Raw genomic sequence first — 25,118 nt, forward strand, 5'->3', positions numbered from 1 at the left:
AAAGGGAAACCGCCCTTTCGGCGACGATAGGGAGACTGGCCTGGGAAAACCTACTGGACCTAAGCCACAGCGTTTACTCAGAAAGCTGCCACTCCATTTCATTAGAGATGGAGACGTTCCGAAGCATGAAATATTCGTTAAAGCACTCCATGAAATGGAGTATTTTTATATCGGTCGTAACCTTCATTATGGCCGGCATATTCACCGTTGCCTCCACCTCCATACTGGAAGGTGTGTCGTGGGGCTTCGGGATGCTGATCGTATTCTTGCTGGTTTTGATCGGAGTTTTTTTTGATATTCTGGGACTGGCGGCGGCGGCCGCAAGCGAGGTTCCCTTTCACGGAATGGCTTCCGAACGGGTTAAAGGTTCCAAGCATTCCATCTATATTGTCCGCAATGCGGACCGGTTCTCCAATTTTTGCAACGATGTTATCGGCGATATGGCGGGCGTTATTAGCGGAGCGGCCTCTGCGATTGTCGTGATTAAGCTTCTGGGCAATATTGGAAGCGAAAGTCAGGCGCTCAGCATTACAATTAGCGTAATCTTTACGGCCATGGTTTCGGCCATGACGGTCGGGGGCAAAGCATTGGGCAAATCGTTCGCTATTCATTACGCGACGGACATTGTTCTGATGATTGGCAAGTTGTTCTATTACTTGGAGCGTCATCTAAAAATTCGTTTGTTTAACCCGAAGAAACGAAAGCGCAAATCACTCAACGGGAAGCGAGGGAATAAACGTGCTCGAACAAGTCAATCAGCCTGAGGATTTAAAAAGGCTGTCTGTTGCAGAATTAGAAATTCTGGCCGAAGAAATTCGACAATTTTTAATTGAAAAGCTTTCGCTAACAGGCGGTCACCTCGCCCCGAATCTGGGTGTTGTTGAGCTTACACTTGCGATGCATTATTTATTCGATAGCCCTAACGATAAATTTATATACGACGTAGGACATCAATCCTACGTACATAAAATTTTGACGGGACGAAAAGATCAATTTCACACCCTTCGCAAATACAAAGGGTTATGCGGATTCGTCAAAAAATCCGAGAGCGAGCATGACGTATGGGAGGCGGGGCACAGCAGCACCTCCCTGTCCGCAGCTATGGGAATGGCTGTTGCGCGCGATCTCAAGCAGGAAAACAATAAAATTATCGCTGTCATTGGAGACGGGGCGATGACCGGGGGAATGGCTCTTGAGGCTATGAACCATATCGGTCATGAGAAGAAGAAGATGATCGTTGTTCTGAATGACAACGAAATGTCGATCGCTCCGAATGTCGGCGCCATTCACAATTATTTGAGCCGCCTTCGTTCGGATAAGCATTACAAGAAAGCTAAAGAAGAAGTGGAGAATATTCTAAAGAAAATTCCGGCTATCGGAGATTCTTTAGCGAAGACAGCAGAGAAATTAAAAGACAGCCTGAAGTATTTGGTCGTGTCCGGAATTTTTTTCGAGGAGCTCGGCTTTACTTACATGGGGCCTATCGATGGTCATAATCTGCCTCTGTTACTCGATTCCTTCCAGCAGGCGGATAAAGTACAAGGACCCGTTCTGCTTCATGTCGTGACGGTGAAGGGCAAAGGCTATAAGCCGGCTGAGGCCAATTCGCAGGCTTGGCACGGGGCCAGCCCCTACAAAATCGAATCGGGTCAAATGCTTAAATCCGTCGGTCCGCCGATGTATACCGACGTCTTCGGCAGTACGCTGATCGAGCTCGCTGAGAACGATCCCCGGATTATCGCGGTCACTCCTGCCATGCCCGCCGGCTCGGGCTTGCTGAAGTTCGCGGATCGGTTTCCAAACCGGATGATTGATGTCGGAATAGCTGAACAGCACGCCGCGACACTATGCGGAGCTTTGGCGGGCGAAGGCATGAAGCCGGTATTTGCTGTCTATTCGACCTTTTTGCAAAGAGCTTATGATCAGGTAGTCCATGACATCTGCCGGCAAAATCTGAATGTAGCCTTTGCGATCGACCGGGCCGGATTTGTCGGGCCCGATGGAGAGACGCATCAGGGTGTATATGATATCGCCTTCTTAAGGAGCGTTCCCAACATTGTCGTCATGATGCCGAAGGATGAGAATGAATTGAGGCATATGATGAAGACGGCTATCGAATACAATGATGGGCCGATTGCGGTCCGCTACCCGCGAATCAATGGGACAGGGGTCAAGCTCGAGGAGGCTATGAAGCCTATTCCGATCGGAACGTGGGAAGTCGTCAGGGAAGGGGCGGGGTATGCCATCCTGGCAGTAGGTCCGATGGTTCAGCTGGCGGAGCAGGCAGCCGAGCTGTTGAAGCCGCAAGGAATGAATGTACGGGTAATCAACGCCCGGTTTATTAAACCGTTGGATGAGACTATGCTGCTGCAGCTGGCCAAAGAGCGAGTGAGCTTGCTTACGCTGGAAGAAGGCGCCGCGATGGGCGGTTTTGGCAGTTCCGTGCTGGAGTTCTACGCTAATAAAGGAATTTACGGGATGCAGATTAAACCGATCGGTGTACCGGACTATTTCGTAGAGCATGGAAGCATTTCGGAACAACGGGCGGAAATCGGATTAACTCCAGAAAACATCGCATTGCAAATACAGGCTATGCTGCCCCGCAAAAAAGTTAGAGCCTAGAACGGTGGAACGGAATGTCTTCAGATAAAGTTCGAATAGATTTGTTATTAGTGGAGCAGGGCTACTATGATAACCAGGCAAAAGCACAAGCGGCCATTATGGCCGGTCTTGTCTTTCTTGGGGAGGAACGGCTGGAAAAAGCGGGGACCCGGGTTCCACGTTCGGCCAAACTCCAGGTCAAGGGAGCGGTGCATCCTTATGTCAGCCGTGGAGGATTGAAGCTGGAGAAAGCGCTCCAGGTATTCGGGATTGATCTTAGCGCTAAGGTTATGCTGGATATCGGAGCCTCTACAGGCGGATTTACCGATTGCGCTCTTCGTAACGGTGCTTCTTATGTCTACGCTATTGATGTGGGCTATAATCAATTGGATTGGATCATTCGGAGCGATCCCCGGGTTCATGTCATGGAACGTACGAACTTCCGCCATTTGTCACCGGAAGGGCTGAAAGGACCTAAACCCGAATTTGCCTCTATCGACGTTTCGTTTATTTCACTTAAACGGATCCTTCCTCCTCTTAAAGCGATGCTATTTATTGGCGCGGAAGTGGTGGCGCTTATCAAGCCGCAATTCGAAGCCGAAAGAGAGCAAGTGGGCAGATCCGGCGTCGTTCGAAGTCCGGAGGTTCATCGGGAGGTTCTGGCCAATATGGTTCGTTTTGCCGCTGAGCTCGGATTTGAGCTTCACGGTCTTACCTTCTCCCCGATTACGGGCGGGGAAGGAAATATCGAATTTTTAGCCTACTGGCGAGTAGCTTCAGCATCGTTATCCGAGCCGGCAGGAATCGAAACGACGATTAGCGCAGTCGTTCAGGACGCGGCGGATACGCTTGCGAGAAACCCATCCGAGTGATGGGTTTATTTTCGATTGTCGGCCATTGTATCAGCGATTCTCTGATAATCCGTTAAGCTCTCAGATCCCCAAGTAAATAAAGGGCTCACGGTCGGATACATTCTATATAAATTGAACTAAAGAATGTATAGATCATGGAGTGGAGAAAGAAAGATGCTTCCAGGGCGAGTTTTGGCTTTGTATTCCTACCATCCGAAGGCCCATCCATAAATAAGGAATAATGGGTTGGATCGGGGTTCCCGAAAAGTACCTGGAATCGCTTCGAAGCCCATCTCCACTTTTTGGGGAAGGAGTATGATGTTTGAAGCTTCGGAGGCACTTTCCTTCGGAACGGAATGATCCGCTTTCTTTAGTCCCACATATAGGCAAACCTCAAAGAAAAAAAGAGGAATTGCAAGGCCGGGAAGAGAATAAAAGTAGCGAGGTGATCGGATGCAGAACATCGATCGATACATCCTTGTAGTCATTATAGCTCTTCTTATTCTGTGGGGATGGTCCCGGCTCCGTCAATGGTGGAACAAGCCTCCGGAGGAAAGCGATTGGGAAATCGAAGTGGATGAAGAAATTCCGGTGACGGCGGCGGTCGAGCTGCTTGAAGAATCCGGCTACGAAGTCATGACCTTAAAGCGCAAGGTGAATATTAACATTTGGGTCAATGAGCAAGAGGAATACCAGAGCCGGTTGTTTATCGATCATTTTGCCCGCAAAGATGAGGGGCTGTATGTCGTCAAGCTGGCCAAGGAGCGCAAGCCTCTGGATATGACCGGCAGCGGGTTGAGAGATATGCTGATGGCTTATGCATTAATATTTAATGAAGCGGAAGGCATTTTATATGTAGATCCTAAGCTTCGAACGATCCAGAAGATCCAATTTGAAATCAATGGAGATAAAGGTGATGATTGAGTGAAAGGACAAAGACATATTAAAATTCGCGAAATATTAGCTGGCCGTGAGATCGAAACACAGGATGATCTAGTCCAGGCTTTACGAGAGTCGGGGTTTCAGGTGACTCAAGCGACCGTTTCCAGAGATATTAAAGAATTACAGTTGATCAAAACTCCGCTTGATGACGGACGGTATAAATATTCGCTTCCCCCGGACAAGCATTATAACCCATCCTTTCGATTGAAGCGGGCTTTAACAGACCATTATGTCAGCATTGATTACACGGATAATCTGGTCGTCATGAAATGTATGCCGGGAACGGCCAATGCGATTGGGGCGCTTATCGATAATTTGGAGTGGGAAGAAATAATGGGAACCATCTGCGGGGACGATACGATCCTCATCATATGTCGCACCAAAGTACAAAGCAAGCAATTTGTAGAGCGGATTATCGGGATGATTAGTTAACAAGAACTATATAAGTTGATCTAAAGAATGGATAGATCATGGAGTGGAGAAAGAAAGATGCTTCCAGGGCGAGTTTTGGCTTTGTATTCCTACCATCCGAAGACCCTGGAATCGCTTCGAAGCCCATCTTCACTTTTTGGGGAAGGAGTATGATGTTTGAAGCTTCGGAGGCACTTTCCTTCGGAACGGAATGATCCCTTTCTTTAATGCCACATATACCAAAATTCGCAATTCGAAGGCTAAGCTGTCTTGCAACTCAAACTGACCTGCTTGGAGGACGATCCAATGTTAACGGAACTATCGATTCGCAATCTGGCTGTCATTGAATCGGTGCAGCTGTCTTTCCGCGAAGGATTTCAAGTGCTGACGGGGGAAACAGGCGCCGGTAAATCGATTATCATAGACGCGTTAGGCTTAATAGCTGGCGGGCGCGGCTCTTCCGAGCTCGTTCGGTATGGGTGCGACAAGGCGGAAATTGAAGCGCTGTTCGATCTGCCAGCAGGGCATCCGGTATGGGAGGTTCTGAATAAAATCGGAATCGATGCCTCACCGGACGAGCATTTGGTCATTCGCAGAGAAGTATCCGGACAAGGTAAAAGTGTCAGTCGGATCAACGGTCAACTCGTCAATCTCTCCATGCTTCGGGAGGTTGGGGAATGGCTCGTTAACATTCATGGACAGCATGAGCATCAATCGCTGATGAAGCCGGAGCAGCATATTCATTGGCTCGACCTGTATGGAGGCAAGCCTCTGCAGGCAGCCAAAGAACGATACCGGGCTTCTTACGAGCAGTATAAGCGGATTCAGAAGCAACTGACAGAGCTGCAGGAATCGGCGAGAGAAGCGCTTCACCTACAAGATTTATACCGTTTTCAAGTAGAGGAAATTTCGGCCGCAGAATTAAAAGCCGGTGAGGATGAATGGTTAGCGGAAGAAAAGCACAAGCTAGGGAATGCGGAAAAATTGTTTCAAAACGTGACGGAAGCTTACGAAGCTTTATACGGAAATAAAGGCTTGGATGCGATAGGGAACTCGGTCCATAAGCTTCAGGAAATTGCAGGGGTCGATCAGAAGGTGCTTCAGCCTCTGGTGGAACAAATGCAGTCATCGTACTACCAACTGGAGGATGCGGCTTACCAGCTTCGCGATTATCGTGAGCAGATTGAGTTTAATCCATTGCGGTTGGAAGAGATTGAGCAGCGGCTGGACCTGATTTCATCCTTTCGGCGCAAATATGGACCGACTACGACTGAAATATTAGCTTATATGGAGCAAATCCAGCAAGAACTGGAGCTTCTGGAAAATAAAGACGAAGCCATGCAAAAGCTGCAGAAGCAGTTGGCCGAACAACTGGAGCAGCTGATTTCTTATGCGCGAGAGCTGTCGAGCTTGCGCAAGAAGGCGGCGGACAAGCTGGCTTCTTCCATAGAGCGTGAGCTGCAAGAATTACATATGGAGCGAACCCGGATGGCCATCCGGCTGGAGCCTCTCCACGACCCGCAGGGACCTTCCGTAGAGGGACAGACGGTAAAAATCGGTCCTCATGGGATGGATCAAGTGGAGTTTTTAATATCTGCGAACCCGGGGGAACCTTTACGCCCGCTTAGCAAGATCGCATCCGGAGGAGAAATGTCACGGATTATGCTTGCAATGAAAACCATTTTCGCCAAAGTGGATTTAATTCCGGTTCTTATTTTTGATGAGGTAGATACTGGAGTCAGCGGACGGGCTGCCCAAGCTATTGCAGAGAAGCTGTCCAGACTTTCGCGTGAGTGCCAGGTGTTCTCCATAACGCATCTCCCCCAAGTGGCATGCATGGCAGATGGACACTACTTGATCCGCAAGGAAGTGGAGGGCGAGCGAACTTTCACCTTAGTGACAGCTCTGGACGAACGGGGACGTGTGGTTGAATTGGCGAGAATGCTTGGCGGGGTAGAAGTGACGGAGACCACCCTGCACCATGCACAGGAAATGATCCGAATGGCGGAAGCCAGAAAAGATTCCGAAGAAGTGCCAAGCCGTTAATTTCCTTGTCTTTCGTGGCATCATTTACAGTAATAAAACGATTTGGCTGGGGTTAACTTATAGGTACGCTTTTGACGACAACTCCTCGTCAGGCAGCAGAAGTAAGGGAGCGTGATATGTTTGAACCCCAGCAATAGAAAAAGATGGATCGGACTACTTCTCGTTTTCTTCGTAGCTCTAATCAGCATCTCTACACCCTTTCAAAGCTTCGCGGCGTTTCCCGAAGAGCTGCACATTTTTTCCGGACAAGGCAAGCAATTGGCGTTATCCATGCCTGTTCAGGCACAGGTGAGCGTTAAGGATCCCGGCATCGTCCAAGTGAATGGTTCGTCTCGCCCCTCCTTTGAGTTGAACCTTAAGGAGCCTTTTACCCTCCAATCGCACAATGTGGGACAAACGGAAATGAAGCTCAAATTGTTCGGAAAAATTCCGTTGAAAACTGTAAAAGTGAATGTTGTTCCGGATTTGAAGGTCATTCCGGGCGGTCAGACGATTGGGGTGAAATTAAAATCGTCAGGAATTCTTGTCGTCGGGCATCATCTTGTTTCGGTTTCCGATGAGCAAAAAGTATCCCCCGGCGAGGAAGCGAAGATTCAAGTAGGAGACCTCATTACGAGCATCAATGGGGTGGTCATCAATGATGTCACTAAAGTGGGGGAACTGGTTAAAAAGGCCGGGGAATCCAAGCAACCGCTGGATTTAACAGTTAAACGAAACAAAGAGCAAATTAAAGTCTCCTTGCAGCCAGCCTATGATTATATTGACAAAGCTTACCGTCTCGGACTTTATATTCGCGATTCCGCTGCAGGAGTGGGAACTTTAACCTTTTACGCTCAGGATCAGGGAGTATATGGAGCGCTCGGCCATGTCATAACGGACATGGACGCCCAAACTCCGATAGAAGTCGGAGGCGGGGAAATTGTTCATTCCAACGTAACCTCGATTGCAAAAAGCCAGACAGGGGAACCAGGAGAGAAGAGAGCGCACTTCTTTAAGGAAAGTAAAGTGATTGGAAATATTGAAAAGAACACTCCATTTGGCATCTTTGGCCGGATGTTGCAGCAGCCGGATTTCGGTTTGGCGCAAAAACCGATTCCTGTAGCCTTCGCTGAGGAGGTTAAAGAAGGGCCTGCTGAAATTTATACAGTCGTCAACGGACAAAAGGTCGAGAAATTCAGCATTGAGATTATGCATACAGCCAAGCAGGAATTTCCCGCAACTAAAGGATTGGTTATCAAAATTACGGATCCGCGGCTGTTGGAAAGAACGGGCGGGATCGTGCAAGGAATGAGCGGCAGTCCCATCATTCAGAACGGGAAGCTGGTAGGAGCCGTCACTCATGTGTTCGTTAATGATCCAAGCTCCGGATATGGTTGCTTTATCGAATGGATGCTCCAGGATGCGGGAATCATCCTGCGCAATCAGAAAGCACCGGATTCTCAAGCAAGCTAATAAGCACAAGCCTCGTGGAAAAGATCATGAGGCTTGTTTTCATTTTTTAAAGCCTGTATTGGAAGGTTTTGCGGAATTTTGTAGAAAAAGAAAGAAATTTTGATGAAATTATCTATTATAAATCAAATCGAAAAAAAAAGAAAGAAAAATAATTTTCGACAGCAGGAATTTAAATTTAGATGTCGAAATGATTTATAGCGAAAAAAGCTTACATTCCAGTTTATAAGGAGGATAACAATTTGCAAAAGATTGAAGTGCTTTTGGCGGATGACAACCGGGAATTTACTAACTTGCTTTCGGAGTTTATCGATAACCAGGAAGATATGGAAGTTACAGGTGTCGCTTATAATGGCAATGAGGTTCTCCGGCTGATTGAACAGCAGGATAAGGTGCCGGACGTCCTTATATTGGATATTATTATGCCGCATTTGGACGGTTTGGGTGTACTGGAAAAGCTGCGTGAAATGAACCTGTCCCCTCAACCGAAAATTATAATGTTAACGGCGTTCGGCCAAGAAACGATTACCCAAAAAGCGGTTCAACTGGGAGCTTCCTACTATATTCTGAAGCCATTTGACATGGAAGTGCTGACCAGCAGAATTAGACAGCTTGTGTCCAACAACCAGAATGCGGTTACTTCTTCTACAGGTTCTTCATCCCTATCCAAAAGCAATGTAGTGCCTATGACAAAAGGCCGCAATCTGGATGCGAATATAACGAGCATTATTCACGAAATCGGTGTGCCGGCTCACATTAAAGGATACCAGTACTTACGCGAAGCGATTACGATGGTTTATAACAACATCGAAATATTGGGCGCGATTACGAAAACGTTATATCCCGCTATTGCAGAACGTTACAAAACAACCCCCAGCCGTGTGGAAAGGGCGATTCGTCATGCGATTGAAGTAGCCTGGACACGGGGGAATATTGACTCCATCTCCCACCTGTTCGGATATACGATCAACATAAGCAAGGCGAAGCCGACAAACAGCGAATTTATCGCTATGGTGGCGGACAAGCTGAGAATCGAGCATAAAGTTTCCTGAAAGGGGGAGAACCGCCCCGAGGACTGATTGTCGTCGGATGTCAATGACTTGTTAATTTTACAGCGAGGAAAGGAACTGAATGATGATTAATTAAAAGGGCAGAGCCGGGAACAACGGAACTCTGCTCTTTTTTGGCCATCGGTCTGGGAGTGGAATGGATTGCTCCTTAATAAGCAACAATAAGGACAACCAGATCACGAGGAACGGAGTGCAAAGCCGTGGCTATTTGGATGGAAAAGAAAGTGGATAGAATTTTATCGGGAAGGGTGAGGGCAGGAACTTTGACGAAGGAGCTTCTTCCCGAGCTGGAACCCGGATCCATAGCGGTCCTGCAGCATTCGAATCTGGATGTGACCACCGCGGAATCTTTAGTACTTGCCGGAGTGCAGGCGGTGGTGAATGCGGCTGAGTTTATAACCGGACAATTCCCCGCAGGCGGAGCACGAGTTCTGCTGGAAGCGGACATCCCTTTATTTGAAATAGATCCTCATCATTACAGCTGGGTTGAGGATGGGGTCGTGGCTTATATAGATGGCAGATTTTTCAGAACCGGCCAATGGGGTATTCCATGTCGGAGATTTAATTTAGATGCCTATAAGAAAGCCTATGATCATTCCCATTCGCACTATGCGGATGTATTCCGCGCTTTTGCCAATAACACGCTAAGCTTTGCCGTTGCGGAGAAGGAATGGCTGACCCGCCCCCTCCCGCGGATTCCATTGCGAACGCCGCTGGAAGGTCGGCATGTTCTTGTCGTTATTCGCGGGCCGCATCATATGGTGGACCTGCATGCTCTGAAGCCTTATATAACCGCTGTAAAACCGGTGCTGATCGGTGTGGATGGCGGGGCAGACGCTCTTATTCATTGCGGGTACAGTCCAGATATCATTGTCGGCGATATGGACAGTGTCAGTCAGTCGGCCCTGCTCTCCGGAGCGGAAATCGTAGTGCATTCCTATACAAGCGGCCATGCTCCAGGTTTAGCCAGAATGCATGAATTAGGGCTTCCCTCCAAGCTGTGGATGTGTCATGGCACAAGTGAGGATGCGGCTTTGCTGCTCGCGGATGAACATGGAGCCGAGCGAATTATAGCGGTGGGAACCCATACCGGAGTGCTTGATTTTTTGGAAAAGGGCAGGCCCGGTATGGGGAGCTCGTTGTTGGTCCGCATCAAGCTTGGAGGGAAGCTGATCGACGCTAAAGGATATGGCTTTCTTAGCTCGGCGGAACCGGTATGGGGCTCTCAGTTATGAGCAGCCCAGCAGTCTCCGTCATTATTCCGGCTTGGAATGAAGAGCGTACCATCACCGCGACATTGCGTGCCCTGCGTCCATTCGCCGACCATGTCGATGCGGAGTTGATCGTTGTCGACGATGGCAGCTCGGACCGGACCGCCGATTTAGCGGAAGCTTTATGCCATTATGTCGTTCGGCATGCTGTCAATAAGGGGAAAGGGGCTGCCCTTCAGTCAGGCCTGGCTCAGTCCAACGGGGAAGTCATCCTGTTTCTGGATGCCGATCTGAGGGAAACGGCTGCTTATGCGAACTTGCTGCTGCAGCCTGTCCTCGATGGACGAGCGGATATGAGCGTCGCTTGTTTCGTGCCCCGTCGTAAACGCGGAGGATTTGGGCTGGTTAAGCGGTTGGCCCGGTATGGAATTGAGGCGCTAAGCGGATATCAGTGTAAAGCTCCGTTGTCCGGACAAAGGGCGATTAAGAAAAGCGTGCTTGAGCGAATTGGCCGCTTTTCCTCCGGTTTCGGAGTAGAGGTGGGAATGACAATCGATGCCGCGGTCCTTGGATTTCGAATCGTCGAAGTAGATATCCCTTTTTGCCACCGGCTGACAGGGAATGACGTGAGCGGATGGACTCATCGCGGAAGGCAGTTCTTTGCAGTGGGGCTCACCCTGTGGTCCAAATGGAGGAAACCGATATGCTAATATTTATCGTTTGGTTTACAGTTTTATTTGGCCTGGGGGCTTACGGGCTTGTATTTTTACTGCTCCGATGTTTGACCGCTGGCGAGTTGATGCGGGGGAATTATGCCGGTCAATTCATCCCGACCGGATTAGGCATCTATTTGCTTGCATTGGCGATAGCCTATGGATGGGCCGTCGAATGGGCAGACCGCGCCTTCCTGTTGCCTCAAGCAATAAGTGATGCGTTGGGTGGGCGGATACTGCCTCTATCTTATCCGGTTTATTTGATGGCGCTGACAGCCGTAGGCTTGACTGGATGGTGGGATGACCGTTGGGGAGATCGCGAGACGAAAGGGATAAAAGGCCATTGGAACAAGCTGTTTCGTGAAGGAATCGTAACTTCCGGGGCCGCTAAAGCGGTTATCGCTCTAACTATGGCGGTCTGGATTTCGATCCAGACGGATGGACTGGGGTGGAAAGCCTTATGGGGAATTGGGTTTATTCCATTGATGACTAATACCATTAATCTGCTGGACGTTCGTCCCGGACGTGCTCTCAAAGCATTCATAGGGCTGTCTTTGTTGCTGCTGGCGATGACAACGGCAAGAGGACAGGCAGCGCTGGCCTTCAGCTTTCTATTCCCGCTTTGGATCGGAGCAGCATTGCTTTTTCCTCTGGATTTACGAGGTAAGCTGATGATCGGCGATACCGGAGCGAACCTGCTGGGGTTCGCCCTTGGCTGTCTCCTGTTCGCGGTGTCCCCTATTTGGCTTCTAGCCATCGGGACAACCCTGCTTGTACAGCTTCACCGGTTTGCCGAGCGGCGATCCATTACCGAGCATATAGCAGCGGTAAGATGGCTTTCGCGTGTGGATCGTTGGGGCAGGCCAACGGAATGAGAAGTGCCTAACGTTTTCGTCTTTTCTTAAAACGGGGGGCGACATAGTTGCGTTTTTGATCCCGGAAAAAAATCCAGCCTGCAATAAAACCGACCCCAATAAGAAAAAGCAGCAGGCCCGCCAGAAATTTCCCCCAAGGAAAAGCCACATCCGGATGGAACTGATCAAATATAGAATTCTTCATTAGCAGGAACCCGTAGGTCGCCCCTATTCCGGGCACGGCCAACAGGAGGGCGGCGATCAAACGGGATGCGGTGCTTGGATTTTTCGTACTCATCATTTTCTTCTCCATCCCTCTTGCTCTTTGGTATAGATTAGGCAATAAGGATAATCCCAGTCGGTCGGAACGAAACGGATTCCAACGATAAATCTTTATTGCCGAAAGTATCTTAATCATACAAGGAATATGCGCTTGTGTCTATTTCGTCTATTTTGGAACAAATACTATATTTATGATGGTTAAAAAGAGTACAATAAATGCTAGAGCCTGACCGGAAGCGTATGCCATGCCGGGTAAGGGATAATATGCAGGCAAGCCTGACAAGTCATCGGGAGGTACAATCATAATGTCCAACCAATACGATATAGTAGTGCTAGGAGGCGGGACGGGAGGCTATGTAGCCGCGATCCGCGCCGCTCAGCTGGGCAAAACCGTCGCGATAGTGGAACGGGACAAGCTGGGGGGAACTTGTCTCCACCGGGGATGTATTCCCAGTAAAGCTTTGTTAAGGAGCGCAGAGCTCTATGCCCAGATGAAACAGAGTGAAGATTACGGAATTGTCATTTCATCCATGTCACTGGATTATCCTAAAGTCCTTGAGCGTAAACGGAGGATAGTTGATCAACTCCATAAAGGAGTCCAATATTTGATGAACAAGAACAAAATCGAAGTCATTGAAGGAAATGGACGAATCATTGGGCCGTCCATCTTCTCTCCCCGCAGTGGATCGATTGCCGTTGAGCTAGTCAATGGAGAGACAGAGACGATCGTTCCGCAGCAGCTCATCATCGCCACGGGGTCTCGACCCAAGACGCTTCCGGGTCTCGAAATCGACGGAGAGTTTGTATTGACAAGTGATGAAGCTCTGCAGATGGAAGCTCTTCCTTCCTCGGTGCTGATTATCGGAGGGGGAGTGATCGGAGTCGAGTGGGCTTCCATGCTTAATGATTTTGGCATTGAGGTGACCTTGGTGGAATACGATCAGCGGATTCTGCCTATGGAGGACGAAGAGATTTCTACTGAGATGGCAAGAATATTGAAGAGAAGAGGAATCAAGATACATACCGGTACCCGCATTCTTCCAGAAACCGTCGCCAAGGAAACAGGGGGCGTTCGGATAGAAGCCGAACACAACGAACAAAAGCTCGAATTCAAGGCGGACAAAATCATTGTCTGCGTCGGCAGACAAGCCAATGTGGAAAATATTGGACTGGAAAATACCGATGTTCGCATCGAGAACGGCGTTATTAAAGTGAATAAGCATCTGCAGACGGCAGAACCTCATATTTACGCGATCGGCGATGTCATCGGAGGCTTGCAGCTGGCCCATGCCGCTACTCATGAAGCGTTAGCGGCTGTTGATCATATAGCAGGACTTGTACCCAATCGGACTCCGGATCATCAGATCCCTCGCTGCATCTATACTCGGACAGAAGCGGCCAGCACCGGCTGGACGGAGCAGCAAGCCCGCGAGAAGGGATTCGACGTGAAGGTAGGTAAATTTCCTTTTAAAGCAATCGGTAAAGCTCTTGTTCACGGAGAGAGCGACGGCTTCGTCAAAGTCGTTGCAGACAAAAAGACGAATGATTTGCTCGGGGTTCATATGATTGGTCCCCATGTGACGGACTATATATCCGAGGGCGCCCTTGCCCAGTTGTTAGACGCCACTCCATGGGAAGTGGCGATGACTATCCATCCTCATCCGACTCTGTCTGAAATATTAGGGGAAGCGATGCTGGCAGTGGATGGGCAAGCGATCGGAATGTAATCCGGGACAGTACTATTCACGGACATCTCGAATATGGTATGATATACTAAAGTTAAGTCTTAAGACCAGGTATTAATTTTGCTGTTTAGCACACCGATTGTTGCCAAATTCCAAATCAGTTTGGCTATTTCGATTTCGATGGAACGATAACTGGATGTCAGGATCGCTTTTAGGAAATTACGATTTTAAGCTTGACCAGTATGGAATAGAAGGAGGTTTACTCCATGTCCATAGGACAATTGACTAAACACCGTTCATTGGGCTTGACAGATCAGGAAGCGATAGGAATGTACCGGAACATGGTAAGAGCAAGAAAGTTTGACGAGCGGTGCTTGCTGCTGCAAAGAGCCGGCAAGATTCAATTCCACGTCTCCGGAATTGGTCAGGAGGCCGCCCAGGTTGCGGCAGCCTATGCCCTTAACCGAGAGGAAGATTATTTTCTGCCGTATTACCGGGACTATGGATTCGTATTAAGTGTCGGGATGACCTTGAAGGAGCTGATGCTGTCCGTCTTTGCCAAGGCGGCAGATCCTAACAGCGGCGGCAGACAAATGCCCGGACATTTTGGACACAAGAAGCTGCGTATCGTTACCGGCTCCAGTCCAGTTACGACTCAAGTTCCGCATGCCGTCGGTTTTGCTCTGGCTGCGAAGATGAACAGGAAGCCGGGTGTTTCGTTCGTTACGTTCGGAGAAGGCTCCAGCAACCAGGGAGATTTCCACGAAGGCTGTAATTTTGCCGGAGTTCATAAGCTGCCTGTGATTCTGATGTGCGAGAATAATCAATACGCTATTTCGGTTCCGTTGAATAAGCAGGTTGCCGGTCAAGTCGTAGATCGGGCCATTGGATACGGATTCCCCGGATTTCGTGTGGATGGCAACGATGTGCTGGAGGTTTACCGAACAGTTAAAGAAGCCCGGGAGCGAGGTATCCGCGGTGAAGGACCGACCCTGATAGAGGCGGTTATGTATCGAGTGTCGCCCCACTCTACCTCCGATAACGACATGCTGTACCGATCCAAGGAAGAAGTGGAATTACATCGCAAGCAGGATGGCCTTCCCAAATTCAGGCAGTATTTAATGGACTGCGGAATCTGGACGGAGGAAGAGGATCGCGAGCTTCAGGAGGCGGTTCAGCAGGAAGTGAACGAGGCGACCGATTATGCCGATCAGCAGCCTTATCCGAAACCGGAAGATTTAATGAAGCACGTATACGCACAACCTTAAAGGAGGGGGATGCCGGATGGCCGTTATCACATATTTGGAAGCCATTCGTTCCGCCATGCAGGACGAGATGCAGAGGGACGACCAAGTTTTCGTGCTGGGGGAAGATGTCGGCGTTAAAGGCGGGGTCAACAACGCTACGAAGCATTTGTTCGAGATGTTCGGAGAGGAGCGGGTGCTGGATACTCCGCTTGCCGAATCGGCTATAGCGGGTGTGGCTATCGGAGCGGCAATGTACGGAATGCGGCCGATTGCCGAAATGCAGTTTGCCGACTTTATTTTTCCCGCAACCAATCAGATCATTAGCGAGGCGGCCAAAATCCGCTACCGTTCTAACGGCGACTGGAACTGCCCAGTCGTGATTCGCGCTCCGTACGGAGCGACGGGAGGCGGGGGACTGTATCATTCCCAATGTCCGGAGTCGGTTTTTTTTGGCACTCCGGGATTGAAGCTGGTCGCTCCGTCCACCCCTTACGATGCCAAGGGATTGTTAAAAGCGGCCGTTCGGGATGAAGACCCGGTCCTGTTCTTCGAACATAAAAAATGCTACTTGCTGATTTCGGGGGAAGTGCCGGACGAAGATTATATCGTTCCTATCGGCAAGGCCGACGTCAAGAGAGAAGGAACGGATATAACCGTTATCACCTATGGAATGACGGTTCACTTTGCGCTGAAAGCAGCGGACGATTTAGAAGAAGAAGAAGGAATCAGCACCCATGTGCTGGACCTGCGCTCGCTGCAGCCGCTTGACAATGAAGCGATTCTCGCGGCCGCAGCCCGAACCGGCAAAGTTCTGATCGTCCACGAAGATAACAAAACTGGAGGAGTCGGGGCGGAGGTTTCGGCTATCATCTCGGAAGAAATGTTCTATGACCTGGACGCTCCGATTATGAGATTGTGCGGGGTGGATGTCCCTGCTGTCGGAATGAGCCCGACCTTGGAAAAACATTATCTGCTGAATCCGGAGAAACTGAAGGATGCGATGAGACAGCTCGCCTCGATATAAAATACAGAGTCGGCAATTAAGAGTTAATGTCCATGAAGTGGAGAAAGAAAGACGCTTCCGATCGGAAGGACGATTCCCTCCAGATTGGATAACCCTTAGGAGGACGAATAATGAATCAAACCAAAGGGCGGGAAGTAGAAGTCACGGTTCCCCATCTAGCTGAAACTCTCGTATCGGCAACGGTTGGACAATGGCTTAAGCAACCCGGTGATTACATTCGGAAATACGACGTATTATGTGAATTGATGACTGAAAAAGTCAATGTGGAGATGCCTTCGACAGTGGAGGGTACGCTTACGGAGATTCGGGTGCAGGAAGGAGAGACCGCGGACGTAGGAGACGTGCTCTGTATCGTTCGTCTGGAGAATACAGGCGCGGAAGCGGAGGGAGCAGCGGCTCCGGAATCCTATGACGGAGGAAGCAGCAAACTCGAAGAAACAGAGCAAGCTTCAGGCTCCAACGATATGCGCTCCCGCTTGTCGCCTGCGGTATTAAAGCTGGCGTCCGAACACGACATAGATTTGAATAAAGTGAAGGGAACCGGACTTGGAGGCCGAATTACGCGCAAGGACGTACTGACCTATGCGGATCAACGCGGGGAAGGAACGGCACGGAATTCGGAGTCGGGTGAGGACATGCGGGCGGAAGAGCTCAAGCAACCTCAGGTCCCTGTCCGTACGTCGGGTCTGCATCTGTCCCAGGATCCGCCGATCTCGTGGGTCAAGATGAATGAGTCGGAGCAACAGGGTTCGGGAGATCATTTTATAGACGTCTCTCCGATCCGTCATACGATCGCGAGCCGGACTCGGCAGAGCGTAACGGAAATCCCTCACGCCTGGACGATGATAGAGGTGGACGTCACCAACCTGGTCGTGCTGCGCAATAAATGGAAGGACGATTTCCGCCGCAAGGAAGGAATCAACCTTACTTATCTAGCCTTTTTATTAAAAGCTGTCGTAAGCGCCATTCGGGATTATCCGATTATGAACTCCGTCTGGGGTGTTGATAAAATTATCGTCAAGAGGGATATTAACCTTTCCCTCGCCGTCGGGACAGAGGATATGGTGGTCACTCCGGTAATCAAAAATGCGGATCAAAAAAATATTGCCGGCCTCGCCCGGGAAATTGATCGGCTAACGAAAAAAGCCCGTGCGGGCAAGCTCGGGCTGGATGATATTCAAGGGGGAACCTTTACAGTAAACAATACGGGCTCTTTCGGGTCGATCTTATCCTATCCGATCATTAACTACCCGCAGGCGGCCATCCTTACTTTTGAATCTATCGTTAAAAAACCGGTGGTCATTCAGGATATGATCGCAGTCCGTTCTATGGTTAACCTATGTCTGTCTCTGGATCACCGGATTTTGGACGGGGTCATTTGCGGACGATTTTTGCAAAGAGTTAAAGAAAATATGGAGAGTTTCAACGCCGAAACGAATATATACTAGGCAGTTTAAATCAGGTGGGGGATTCCCCATCTGACATTTCCAGCTGCATCTGCAGCAGTCGAACTCCAATGATCTGTCGTATGCTTGAACGGATCACTGGAAAATAAAAGCGAAGCTGAACAAAAGGGTCGATAACAGCATGCTGGCCAGCATGACGTAAATGACGATTCGGAACCACATTTTGTTTCTTCTCATGGTTATTCAACTCCTCTATTTTATGGGAATACTATCTATGGACACCCCAATAGGCCGAACTCATCTATAATCTTGTCCGATAATGATTCATTTCCTATTGTAACCTATTAATCCTGACGGAGGAAAGTCCAATGATCCAACAAAACCGATTAGTTGAAGAGTTTATGGAGCTCGTGCAGGTAGACAGCGAAACGATGCATGAGCAGGAAATTTGTCAAGTACTCAAGGAGAAGTTTTCTGCATTAGGATTGAAGGTGCTGGAGGACGATTCGGCCTCCCGTTCCGGTCATGGGGCCGGCAATCTGATTTGCACCCTTGAGGCGACGGAGCGGGGGAAGCAGACTCCTGTCATTTTCTTTACTTCTCATATGGATACGGTCGCCCCGGGAAATAACATCAAGCCCAGATTGGATGAGGATGGCTATATACGCAGCGATGGAACAACGATACTCGGGAGCGATGACAAAGCTGGAATTGCGGCCATGCTGGAAGCGATTCGCGTCTTGCGGGAGCAGCAAATGGATCATGGGCGCATCCAATTTGTCATTACGGCCGGAGAGGAATCCGGCTTGAACGGTGCTCGGGCGATGGACCCCAAATTAATGGAAGCCCAATTCGGCTATGCATTGGATTCCAATGGCGAAGTAGGCAAAATAGCGGTAGCCGCCCCATCGCAAGCGAAGATATCGATTATGTTCGAGGGAAGATCGGCCCATGCCGGTGTTAATCCGGAGGACGGAATCAGTGCGATTACGGTGGCGAGCCGTGCGGTGTCCAAAATGCCGCTCGGCCGGATCGATTTCGAGACGACTGCGAATATCGGCAGCTTTATGGGAACCGGCCAGACGAATATTGTTTGCGACCGGGTGAAGCTGGAGGCGGAGGCTCGCAGTCTGGTGCAGCAAAAGCTGGAACGGCAGGTGGAAGCCATGCGTGCCGCCAGCCAAGCGGCGGCGGAGGAAATGGGCGCCAAGGTGCAATTCAGCAGCGAGCTTATCTACCCGTCGTTCAAATATGACGAGACCACTCCCGTTGTAAGTCTGGCTATGAAGGCTATCCGGTCTATTGGCAAATCACCGGAAACTTTTCATACCGGCGGCGGCAGTGATGCCAACATTTTTAATGGAATGGGGATTCCAACGGTCAATTTGGCGGTAGGCTATGAGAACATCCATACGACCTCCGAACAAATGCCCGTGAGCGAGCTTGTCAGCACAGCTGAGCTCGTCTTAGCTATCATCCAAGAGGTGGCTTCGGGTCAATAGCCGCTTCCGGGTCATAAGCCGATAGAAAGACTCTTAAACCTGAAATGGATGGTTTAAGAGTCTTTTTAGTTACGAGACCATGTTACTACTTACTCGATCTTAGTTTTGAATTTTGCACTCAATAAAAAAGATGAATACTTCGATTTTGTTTTATATATTATAACAAAGGGGTGAAATAAAATTTCATAATTTTATGCAGTTAACTAAATTAAATAACTGCACAAAATGAAAAATGGGAGGGAATAAGGCATTGGCGAAATGGTTTCATCAAACCAAAAGTACGATCTCACTTATTCTGGTTTTAGTACTTTTACTGTCCGCTTTTGTAAGCGGTGCCAATTATGTTGCAGCAAGTTCCGCATCCACTGCAAATGAATCAGTCACCAGGACTACATACGGCCCAACAAACACAGCCGATGATGAATCGGTCACCAAGATTACATACAGCCAACCAGCTCCATCTTCTATTGTTCGAGTGGTCGAGGATTTTGAAGGGGGGGACGTCACAGGTTCTTTTATAAGAGCCACGGGAAAATTAGAATCGGCAAGCCGACCGGAGCCGGTTCTCTACGGTAAACATTCGGCCAAACTAACCTATAACTTGGTACAAGAAAGTGGCACGGCAGCCGCATATGTAAACTTCTGGGATCCTGGAACCGCAAACTTCAGGACTTTAGAAGGCAAGCCGACCAAGCTTGGCCTTTGGGTGTACGGGGACGGAAATAATAAACATTGGCTTCGCGCAGAGTTCAATACGACAACCGATGTCGCCGACTTTACATCAGGATCAGGCTTTAACTGGACAGGATGGAAATACGTGACCGTCAATATTCCTGAACGGCTGACCAAACCGGATTTCACAGATCCGATTAAACTTCGCCGGATCTATATCGTACAAACCAACGATCTGAATAAAACGGCCGGAACCGCCTTCCTCGATCGTGTAAGCGTATTCTACAGCGATACGGGAGGGCTATACGGTTTAGATCTGCTTGGATTGACTCCGATGAAGGTAGGCGAAACTCAAACCGCGCAAGTCTTCGAAACACGTGAAGGATATACAGCCCCTCAATTAGTTCAGAAGCCAGTAGCTTTCACAAGCAGTGACGAAAATGTCGCCACCGTGGATGAGAGTGGCACTGTTACTGCTATAAGCAAGGGGGTAACGACCATTACAGCGTCCTATGGCGTATTTGACGCAACCTATGAATTGATCGTAAGCGATGATGGCCCGATTGTGGAACAGATTAATTTTACAGGAGCTGTCGAGTTACAGATGTTTGAGCAAGCTCAGACAGAGCTGTACGCTTCCATTCAAGGCGTGTCCGAGCCCGTACGGATTCTGACTGGAGCGACTTATTCAAGCAGCAATGAAGAAGTGGCAACCATCGATGAGAATGGGCTTGTAGAGGCGCTGTCCGTTGGAAAAACGATTCTAAGCGCATCCTACAAAAACAAATCGGCTTCCTTCGAGCTTAGCGTTGGAATACCGGTTCCCGTCCTGCAAAGTATTAAATTAACCGGACTATCGGCAATGGAGATTGGCGAGTCGAAACAAGCCAAGGTGATAGGAACCTATAATATCGAACCTTTTGAAGTTGGGCTCCAGGAGGGCGTCACCTTTACTTCCAGCAATCCAAGTGTAGCCACTATTGATGATAAAGGATGGATTCAAGGAAAATCACTTGGCATTTCCATCATTACCGCAAAATACGAAGGCAAGAGTGCCACTTACACTGTAGTCGTGAACAACCCCAATCTTCAGCCGCCAAAAAGAGAGCTGCGGGCCGCTTGGATTTCAACAGTAGAAAGAATTGACTGGCCCAAATCAACAACCGACCCTGAGCAGCAAAAACAGGAATTCATCGATTTGCTCGATTTTCATCAATCGCTTGGAATGAATGCGGTGGTCGTACAAGTGAAGCCGACGGCCGATGCCTTCTATCAATCGGAACTGGCTCCTTGGTCCCATTGGATTACCGGCGTTCAAGGGAAGGATCCCGGGTACGATCCGTTAGCGTTTATGATCGAGGAAGCGCATAAGCGCAATCTTGAATTCCATGCCTGGTTCAATCCGTATCGGATCAGTATGGATACGGATCTCAGCAAACTAGTCGAAGACCATCCGGCACGCCAGCACCCGGATTGGGTCATGTCCTATGGCGGCAAATTGTATTACGATCCGGGCGTACCGGAGGCCATACAATATATTACGGATGGTGTCATGGAAGTCGTTAAAAACTATGATGTCGATGGTGTTCATTTCGATGACTATTTCTACCCGAATCGATTTGATGGAGAAGGATATCCCGATCAAGCGACATATGACAAATATGGAAAGGATTACCCCGGAGATATTAATGCCTGGCGCAGACAAAATGTAGATACTTTAATCTATAATCTAAGCCAGGAAATTAAAAAGGAAAAAAACTACGTGAAATTCGGCATTAGCCCATTCGGTGTATGGCGCAATAAAAGCGTGGATCCTAACGGATCGGATACGAACGCCGGACAGCCAAGCTACGATAATCTCCATGCGGATATCCGCAAGTGGGTCATTGAAGGCTGGATAGACTACGTTACTCCGCAAATCTATTGGAGCTTCGGTTTTGCCCCTGCGGCGTATGAAATTCTAGTGGACTGGTGGAGTGAACTCATTGAAGAGCATAACGCCAACACTCATCTTTATATCGGTCATGCCGATTATAAGGTAGGCTCGGACGCTAACTTTACGGACCCTTACGAGATCCCGAATCAACTGATCTATAATTTAAACTACGAGCAAGTAAAGGGCAGCATCCACTTTACAACAAGGGATTTGATAGGGAAGCCGGAATTAAGGAATAAGATCGCTGAAGTCTATAAATACCCGTCACTCGTTCCGGTCATGCCCTGGTTAGAAACAGAGGCGCCTGAAGCACCTGCCGCCATAGAAGCGTTCTCTCATCCAAGCGGCATTCAATTGAAATGGACAGATACGGATGACGGCACGGCCTATTATGTCATCTACCGTGCTTCCGGCGATCAAGTGCTGGATAAGAATAATCCCGCTCATATTTTAACTACAATACGCAAGTCCGATCCGGCCTCCTATGTCGACCGGGATGTGACTTTGGGCAAGACTTATACCTATGCGGTAACAGCGGTTGACCGATTGCATAATGAAAGTGAACTCAGTGAACAAAAGACGGTGACTGCGACAGAAGCAGCCATTGTGGAAGAAGCCGCCGGGTTATCCGACATTTCTGTTGCGTACGGTACACCGTTAGAAAGCTTGGATTTGCCCAAAACCATTCAAGTGACCTTAAGCGACGGAGCGAAGCCAAGCCTCAACGTGACTTGGGATGGCGGTACCCCGGCCTATGACGGCCATAAAGCCGGCAACTATGTGTTCGCAGGCAAGCTGGAATTGTCGGATGGGATTGAAAATCCAAAGAATATTCAGGCAGAAGTTCGGGTGATCGTTAAGGCCCGGGAGACTGGCACTATCGTGAAAGAAGCTGCCGCGCTTGCCGACATTTTTGTAGACCATGGAACCGCATTGGCGGACCTGAAGCTGCCTTCCAGTGTCGAAATCACATTGAATGACGGTACAAAAGTAAATGTCGCAGTGACTTGGGACGGCGGTACTCCCGCTTATGACGGCAATCAAGCAGGTACGTATGAATTCTCGGGCGAGTTGGATATTCCCGAAGGAGTCAACAATCCCGATAACATTCAAGCGAAAGTGAGTGTCATTGTTAAAGCCGGCCCTGTCTATGCGAAAGAAGCAGAACCACTGGATGATATTTCTGTAGACTATGGAACCGCATTAACCGATTTGAAGCTGCCTTCCAGTGTCGTGGTTACTTTGAATGATGATTCCACGACGAAAGCAACCGTGACTTGGGATGAAGGCACCCCGGCCTATGACGGTCATAAAGCCGGCACGTATGTGTTCGCAGGCGAGCTGAAATTGCCGGATGGAGTTGGAAATCCGGACCATATTCAGGCGGAAGTTCGGGTTATCGTTAAGGCCGAGCGGGTTATCGTGAAAGAAGCATCGGCAATAGCCGACATCTCTGTCAAATATGGAACCAAACGCTCAGACTTGAACCTTCCTTCGAGCGTTAAGGTTACTTTAAGCGATGATACAACAACAGATGCGGGAATAACTTGGGATGAAGGCACCCCGGCCTATGACGGTCATAAAGCCGGCACGTATGTGTTCGCAGGCGAGCTGAAATTGCCGGATGGAGTTGGAAATCCGGATCATATTCAGGCAAAAGTTCGGGTTATCGTTAAGGCCGAGCGGGTTATCGTGAAAGAAGCATCGGCAATAGCCGACATCTCGGTCAGATATGGAACCAAACGCTCAGACTTGAACCTGCCTTCGAGCGTTAAAGTTACTTTAAGCGATGATACAACAACAGATGCGGCAATAACTTGGGATGGTGGCACCCCGGCCTATGACGGTCATAAAGCCGGCACGTATGTGTTCGCAGGCGAGCTGAAATTGCCGGATGGAGTTGGAAATCCGGATCATATTCGAGCCGCAGTCAACGTCATCGTTAGAGCGAGTTCCAGTGGCGGGGGCGCTATCTATCTGCCGCCATCAAGCACTGTGATATTGAAAGCAGGAAGCAGCGGAACAGCCAGACTCGGTGAGGATGTATTAATTATCATTCCGGAAGACGCGTATGATCAAGACATGCAATTAACGATCCGGAAATGGATCTTCCCGTTAAACGTGCCTATGCCTGAAAATGAGCTCGTCAGTTCCGTTTTCGAAATAGTGAAGGATTTCAAAGGCAATTTCAAGAAGCCAGTGACGCTTACAATCGCTTACGATCCAAGCAAAGTTGGCGAGAACCAAATCCCGTCCATCTTCTATTTCGATGAAGATGAACGCGAATGGTTTGAAATTGGCGGAACGGCGAAGGATGGAAAAGTGACTTCGGAAGTAGATCACTTCGCAAAATTCGCGGTGTTCGCCGTTGAGAAACCGGTAATGGAAGAGCCGGCTTGCGTCAATGTTCAATTAACCGACATCCAAGGACATTGGGCGGAGAAGCAAATTAAGGAAGCTATTCAGCAATGCCTAACTAATGGCTATCCCGACCATACCTTCCATCCGGATAAGACGATCAGCCGGGCGGAATTTACAGTGATGCTGGCACGGGCGCTCCAGTTAGAGGGCAACGAAGAGCCTCTGGCCTTTACCGACCGCAATCAGATTGGCGAATGGGCGCAACCGGCCATATCTCTGGCGGTAAAAGCGGGAATAATCAATGGCTATGAGGACGGCAGCTTCCGTCCGGATGCGCAGATCAGTCGTGCGGAAATGGCGGCCATGATCATCCGTGCACTAACCGTAGAAGTACAGTCCAACCATTCTACGTCTTTTGCCGATGATGCCGACATCCCTGTCTGGGCCAAAGGATACGTAGCCGCAGCCGCCCAGGAAGGAATCATCCGCGGACGGGAAGGCAATCAATTTGCACCGAATGAACAGGCTACAAGGGCAGAAGCCGTAGTCATGCTGTTGAGGATGCTGGATACATTAATCTAAGCTATAAACGATTAAACAACCTTAGTCCGGAATTCAACCGGGCTAAGGTTGTTATCTTTTCCGTGAAATTACACTTTCACGGAAGTGAAAATCAATAAAAGTTATTAACAATTTTCTTTGGTGCGCTTTCAGCCTGCTATTTCCAACAGGTGTTTGAAGATGCGGATCCAGGGTAAAGATATAGGTAGACCATTTACAGATATTCCGAACAGGAAAGCCCATGAAGGGTGGTCTTGAGGCATGGGATGACAGTGAGGTCAGATACGGTGTACC

19 protein-coding genes are annotated in these 25,118 nt (G+C 49.1%); 17 read left to right on the plus strand and 2 right to left on the minus strand.

The annotated features are described in order from the left end of the window. Positions 1–125: 125 nt before the first annotated feature. The 11 genes from KJS69_RS07400 to KJS69_RS07450 all read left to right on the plus strand — a co-directional run bounded on the left by KJS69_RS07400 (position 126) and on the right by KJS69_RS07450 (position 12,169). Positions 126–764 (plus strand): hypothetical protein, encoded by a 639-nt coding sequence (locus KJS69_RS07400; RefSeq protein WP_213583107.1) that lies wholly within the window; start codon positions 126–128, stop codon positions 762–764. Continuing rightward, on the plus strand, positions 739–2,622 hold the full coding sequence (dxs, locus tag KJS69_RS07405) for a 1-deoxy-D-xylulose-5-phosphate synthase (protein WP_249730417.1): 1,884 nt from the start codon (positions 739–741) through the stop codon (positions 2,620–2,622). The genes KJS69_RS07400 and dxs overlap by 26 nt, the downstream gene beginning before the upstream one ends. Before the next feature lie 14 nt (positions 2,623–2,636). After that, positions 2,637–3,473, plus strand: a complete 837-nt coding sequence (locus KJS69_RS07410) for a TlyA family RNA methyltransferase (protein WP_213583108.1) — start codon at positions 2,637–2,639, stop codon at positions 3,471–3,473. 432 nt (positions 3,474–3,905) lie between these two features. Next, positions 3,906–4,376, plus strand: coding sequence for a hypothetical protein (locus KJS69_RS07415; protein ID WP_213583109.1), 471 nt, complete (start codon positions 3,906–3,908; stop codon positions 4,374–4,376). Continuing rightward, a complete protein-coding gene (gene ahrC / locus KJS69_RS07420; RefSeq protein ID WP_213583110.1) occupies positions 4,377–4,826 on the plus strand; it encodes a transcriptional regulator AhrC/ArgR in 450 nt (149 codons plus the stop codon). It begins immediately after the preceding gene. A 285-nt stretch (positions 4,827–5,111) separates the two neighbouring features. After that, positions 5,112–6,851 (plus strand): DNA repair protein RecN, encoded by a 1,740-nt coding sequence (gene recN / locus KJS69_RS07425; protein WP_213583111.1) that lies wholly within the window; start codon positions 5,112–5,114, stop codon positions 6,849–6,851. A 120-nt stretch (positions 6,852–6,971) separates the two neighbouring features. Continuing rightward, positions 6,972–8,303, plus strand: a complete 1,332-nt coding sequence (gene spoIVB / locus KJS69_RS07430) for a SpoIVB peptidase (protein WP_213583112.1) — start codon at positions 6,972–6,974, stop codon at positions 8,301–8,303. Between the two features lie 239 nt (positions 8,304–8,542). Next, positions 8,543–9,352, plus strand: a complete 810-nt coding sequence (gene spo0A / locus KJS69_RS07435) for a sporulation transcription factor Spo0A (protein ID WP_213583113.1) — start codon at positions 8,543–8,545, stop codon at positions 9,350–9,352. 218 nt (positions 9,353–9,570) lie between these two features. Beyond that, the gene (gene steA / locus KJS69_RS07440) at positions 9,571–10,605 is read left to right on the plus strand and encodes a putative cytokinetic ring protein SteA (protein WP_213583114.1); all 1,035 of its coding nucleotides are present in this window, start codon (positions 9,571–9,573) and stop codon (positions 10,603–10,605) included. Continuing rightward, complete coding sequence (locus KJS69_RS07445) at positions 10,602–11,291, plus strand: glycosyltransferase family 2 protein (protein ID WP_213583115.1); 690 nt, start codon at positions 10,602–10,604, stop codon at positions 11,289–11,291. The genes steA and KJS69_RS07445 overlap by 4 nt, the downstream gene beginning before the upstream one ends. Beyond that, positions 11,285–12,169 (plus strand): MraY family glycosyltransferase, encoded by an 885-nt coding sequence (locus KJS69_RS07450; protein ID WP_213583116.1) that lies wholly within the window; start codon positions 11,285–11,287, stop codon positions 12,167–12,169. The genes KJS69_RS07445 and KJS69_RS07450 overlap by 7 nt, the downstream gene beginning before the upstream one ends. 7 nt (positions 12,170–12,176) lie before the next feature. On the opposite strand, the gene KJS69_RS07455 is transcribed toward KJS69_RS07450, so the two are convergent. Next, the gene (locus KJS69_RS07455) at positions 12,177–12,449 is read right to left on the minus strand and encodes a DUF2627 domain-containing protein (protein ID WP_249730418.1); all 273 of its coding nucleotides are present in this window, start codon (positions 12,447–12,449) and stop codon (positions 12,177–12,179) included. 286 nt (positions 12,450–12,735) lie between these two features. Between KJS69_RS07455 and lpdA the strand changes: the two genes are divergently transcribed. The 4 genes from lpdA (at position 12,736) to KJS69_RS07475 (ending at position 17,834) form a co-directional block, all read left to right on the plus strand. Then, a complete protein-coding gene (gene lpdA / locus KJS69_RS07460; protein ID WP_213583117.1) occupies positions 12,736–14,157 on the plus strand; it encodes a dihydrolipoyl dehydrogenase in 1,422 nt (473 codons plus the stop codon). A gap of 224 nt (positions 14,158–14,381) precedes the next feature. Continuing rightward, positions 14,382–15,383, plus strand: a complete 1,002-nt coding sequence (locus KJS69_RS07465) for a thiamine pyrophosphate-dependent dehydrogenase E1 component subunit alpha (RefSeq protein ID WP_213583118.1) — start codon at positions 14,382–14,384, stop codon at positions 15,381–15,383. A gap of 16 nt (positions 15,384–15,399) precedes the next feature. Next, positions 15,400–16,386, plus strand: a complete 987-nt coding sequence (locus tag KJS69_RS07470; protein WP_213583119.1) for an alpha-ketoacid dehydrogenase subunit beta — start codon at positions 15,400–15,402, stop codon at positions 16,384–16,386. A gap of 110 nt (positions 16,387–16,496) precedes the next feature. Continuing rightward, positions 16,497–17,834, plus strand: coding sequence for a dihydrolipoamide acetyltransferase family protein (locus tag KJS69_RS07475; protein WP_213583120.1), 1,338 nt, complete (start codon positions 16,497–16,499; stop codon positions 17,832–17,834). Positions 17,835–17,927: 93 nt separating this feature from the next. Here the strand turns inward: KJS69_RS07475 and prli42 are convergent, their stop codons facing one another. After that, complete coding sequence (gene prli42 / locus KJS69_RS07480; RefSeq protein ID WP_213583121.1) at positions 17,928–18,029, minus strand: stressosome-associated protein Prli42; 102 nt, start codon at positions 18,027–18,029, stop codon at positions 17,928–17,930. 131 nt (positions 18,030–18,160) lie between these two features. Between prli42 and KJS69_RS07485 the strand changes: the two genes are divergently transcribed. Then, on the plus strand, positions 18,161–19,294 hold the full coding sequence (locus KJS69_RS07485) for a M20/M25/M40 family metallo-hydrolase (protein WP_213583122.1): 1,134 nt from the start codon (positions 18,161–18,163) through the stop codon (positions 19,292–19,294). Positions 19,295–19,544: 250 nt separating this feature from the next. Continuing rightward, positions 19,545–24,845 carry a family 10 glycosylhydrolase gene (locus KJS69_RS07490; protein WP_213583123.1) on the plus strand — a complete coding sequence of 1,767 codons (5,301 nt, stop codon included), beginning with the start codon at positions 19,545–19,547 and terminating at the stop codon, positions 24,843–24,845. The last annotated feature ends 273 nt before the right edge of the window (positions 24,846–25,118 follow it).

It is taken from the genome of Paenibacillus sp. J2TS4, from assembly GCF_018403245.1.
GTDB lineage: Bacteria > Bacillota > Bacilli > Paenibacillales > NBRC-103111 > Paenibacillus_L.

Excerpts from the sequence above, each read along its gene's own strand:
- KJS69_RS07465 (WP_213583118.1), top strand. The coding sequence starts at position 14,382 with ATGTCCATAGGACAATTGACTAAACACCGTTCATTGGGCTTGACAGAT.
- KJS69_RS07400 (WP_213583107.1), top strand. The coding sequence starts at position 126 with ATGAAATATTCGTTAAAGCACTCCATGAAATGGAGTATTTTTATATCG.
- KJS69_RS07410 (WP_213583108.1), top strand. The coding sequence starts at position 2,637 with ATGTCTTCAGATAAAGTTCGAATAGATTTGTTATTAGTGGAGCAGGGC.
- KJS69_RS07485 (WP_213583122.1), top strand. The coding sequence starts at position 18,161 with ATGATCCAACAAAACCGATTAGTTGAAGAGTTTATGGAGCTCGTGCAG.
- KJS69_RS07450 (WP_213583116.1), top strand. The coding sequence starts at position 11,285 with ATGCTAATATTTATCGTTTGGTTTACAGTTTTATTTGGCCTGGGGGCT.
- recN (WP_213583111.1), top strand. The coding sequence starts at position 5,112 with ATGTTAACGGAACTATCGATTCGCAATCTGGCTGTCATTGAATCGGTG.
- KJS69_RS07415 (WP_213583109.1), top strand. The coding sequence starts at position 3,906 with ATGCAGAACATCGATCGATACATCCTTGTAGTCATTATAGCTCTTCTT.
- prli42 (WP_213583121.1), bottom strand. The coding sequence starts at position 18,029 with ATGAGAAGAAACAAAATGTGGTTCCGAATCGTCATTTACGTCATGCTG.
- KJS69_RS07475 (WP_213583120.1), top strand. The coding sequence starts at position 16,497 with ATGAATCAAACCAAAGGGCGGGAAGTAGAAGTCACGGTTCCCCATCTA.
- lpdA (WP_213583117.1), top strand. The coding sequence starts at position 12,736 with ATGTCCAACCAATACGATATAGTAGTGCTAGGAGGCGGGACGGGAGGC.
- KJS69_RS07445 (WP_213583115.1), top strand. The coding sequence starts at position 10,602 with ATGAGCAGCCCAGCAGTCTCCGTCATTATTCCGGCTTGGAATGAAGAG.
- KJS69_RS07455 (WP_249730418.1), bottom strand. The coding sequence starts at position 12,449 with ATGATGAGTACGAAAAATCCAAGCACCGCATCCCGTTTGATCGCCGCC.
- KJS69_RS07470 (WP_213583119.1), top strand. The coding sequence starts at position 15,400 with ATGGCCGTTATCACATATTTGGAAGCCATTCGTTCCGCCATGCAGGAC.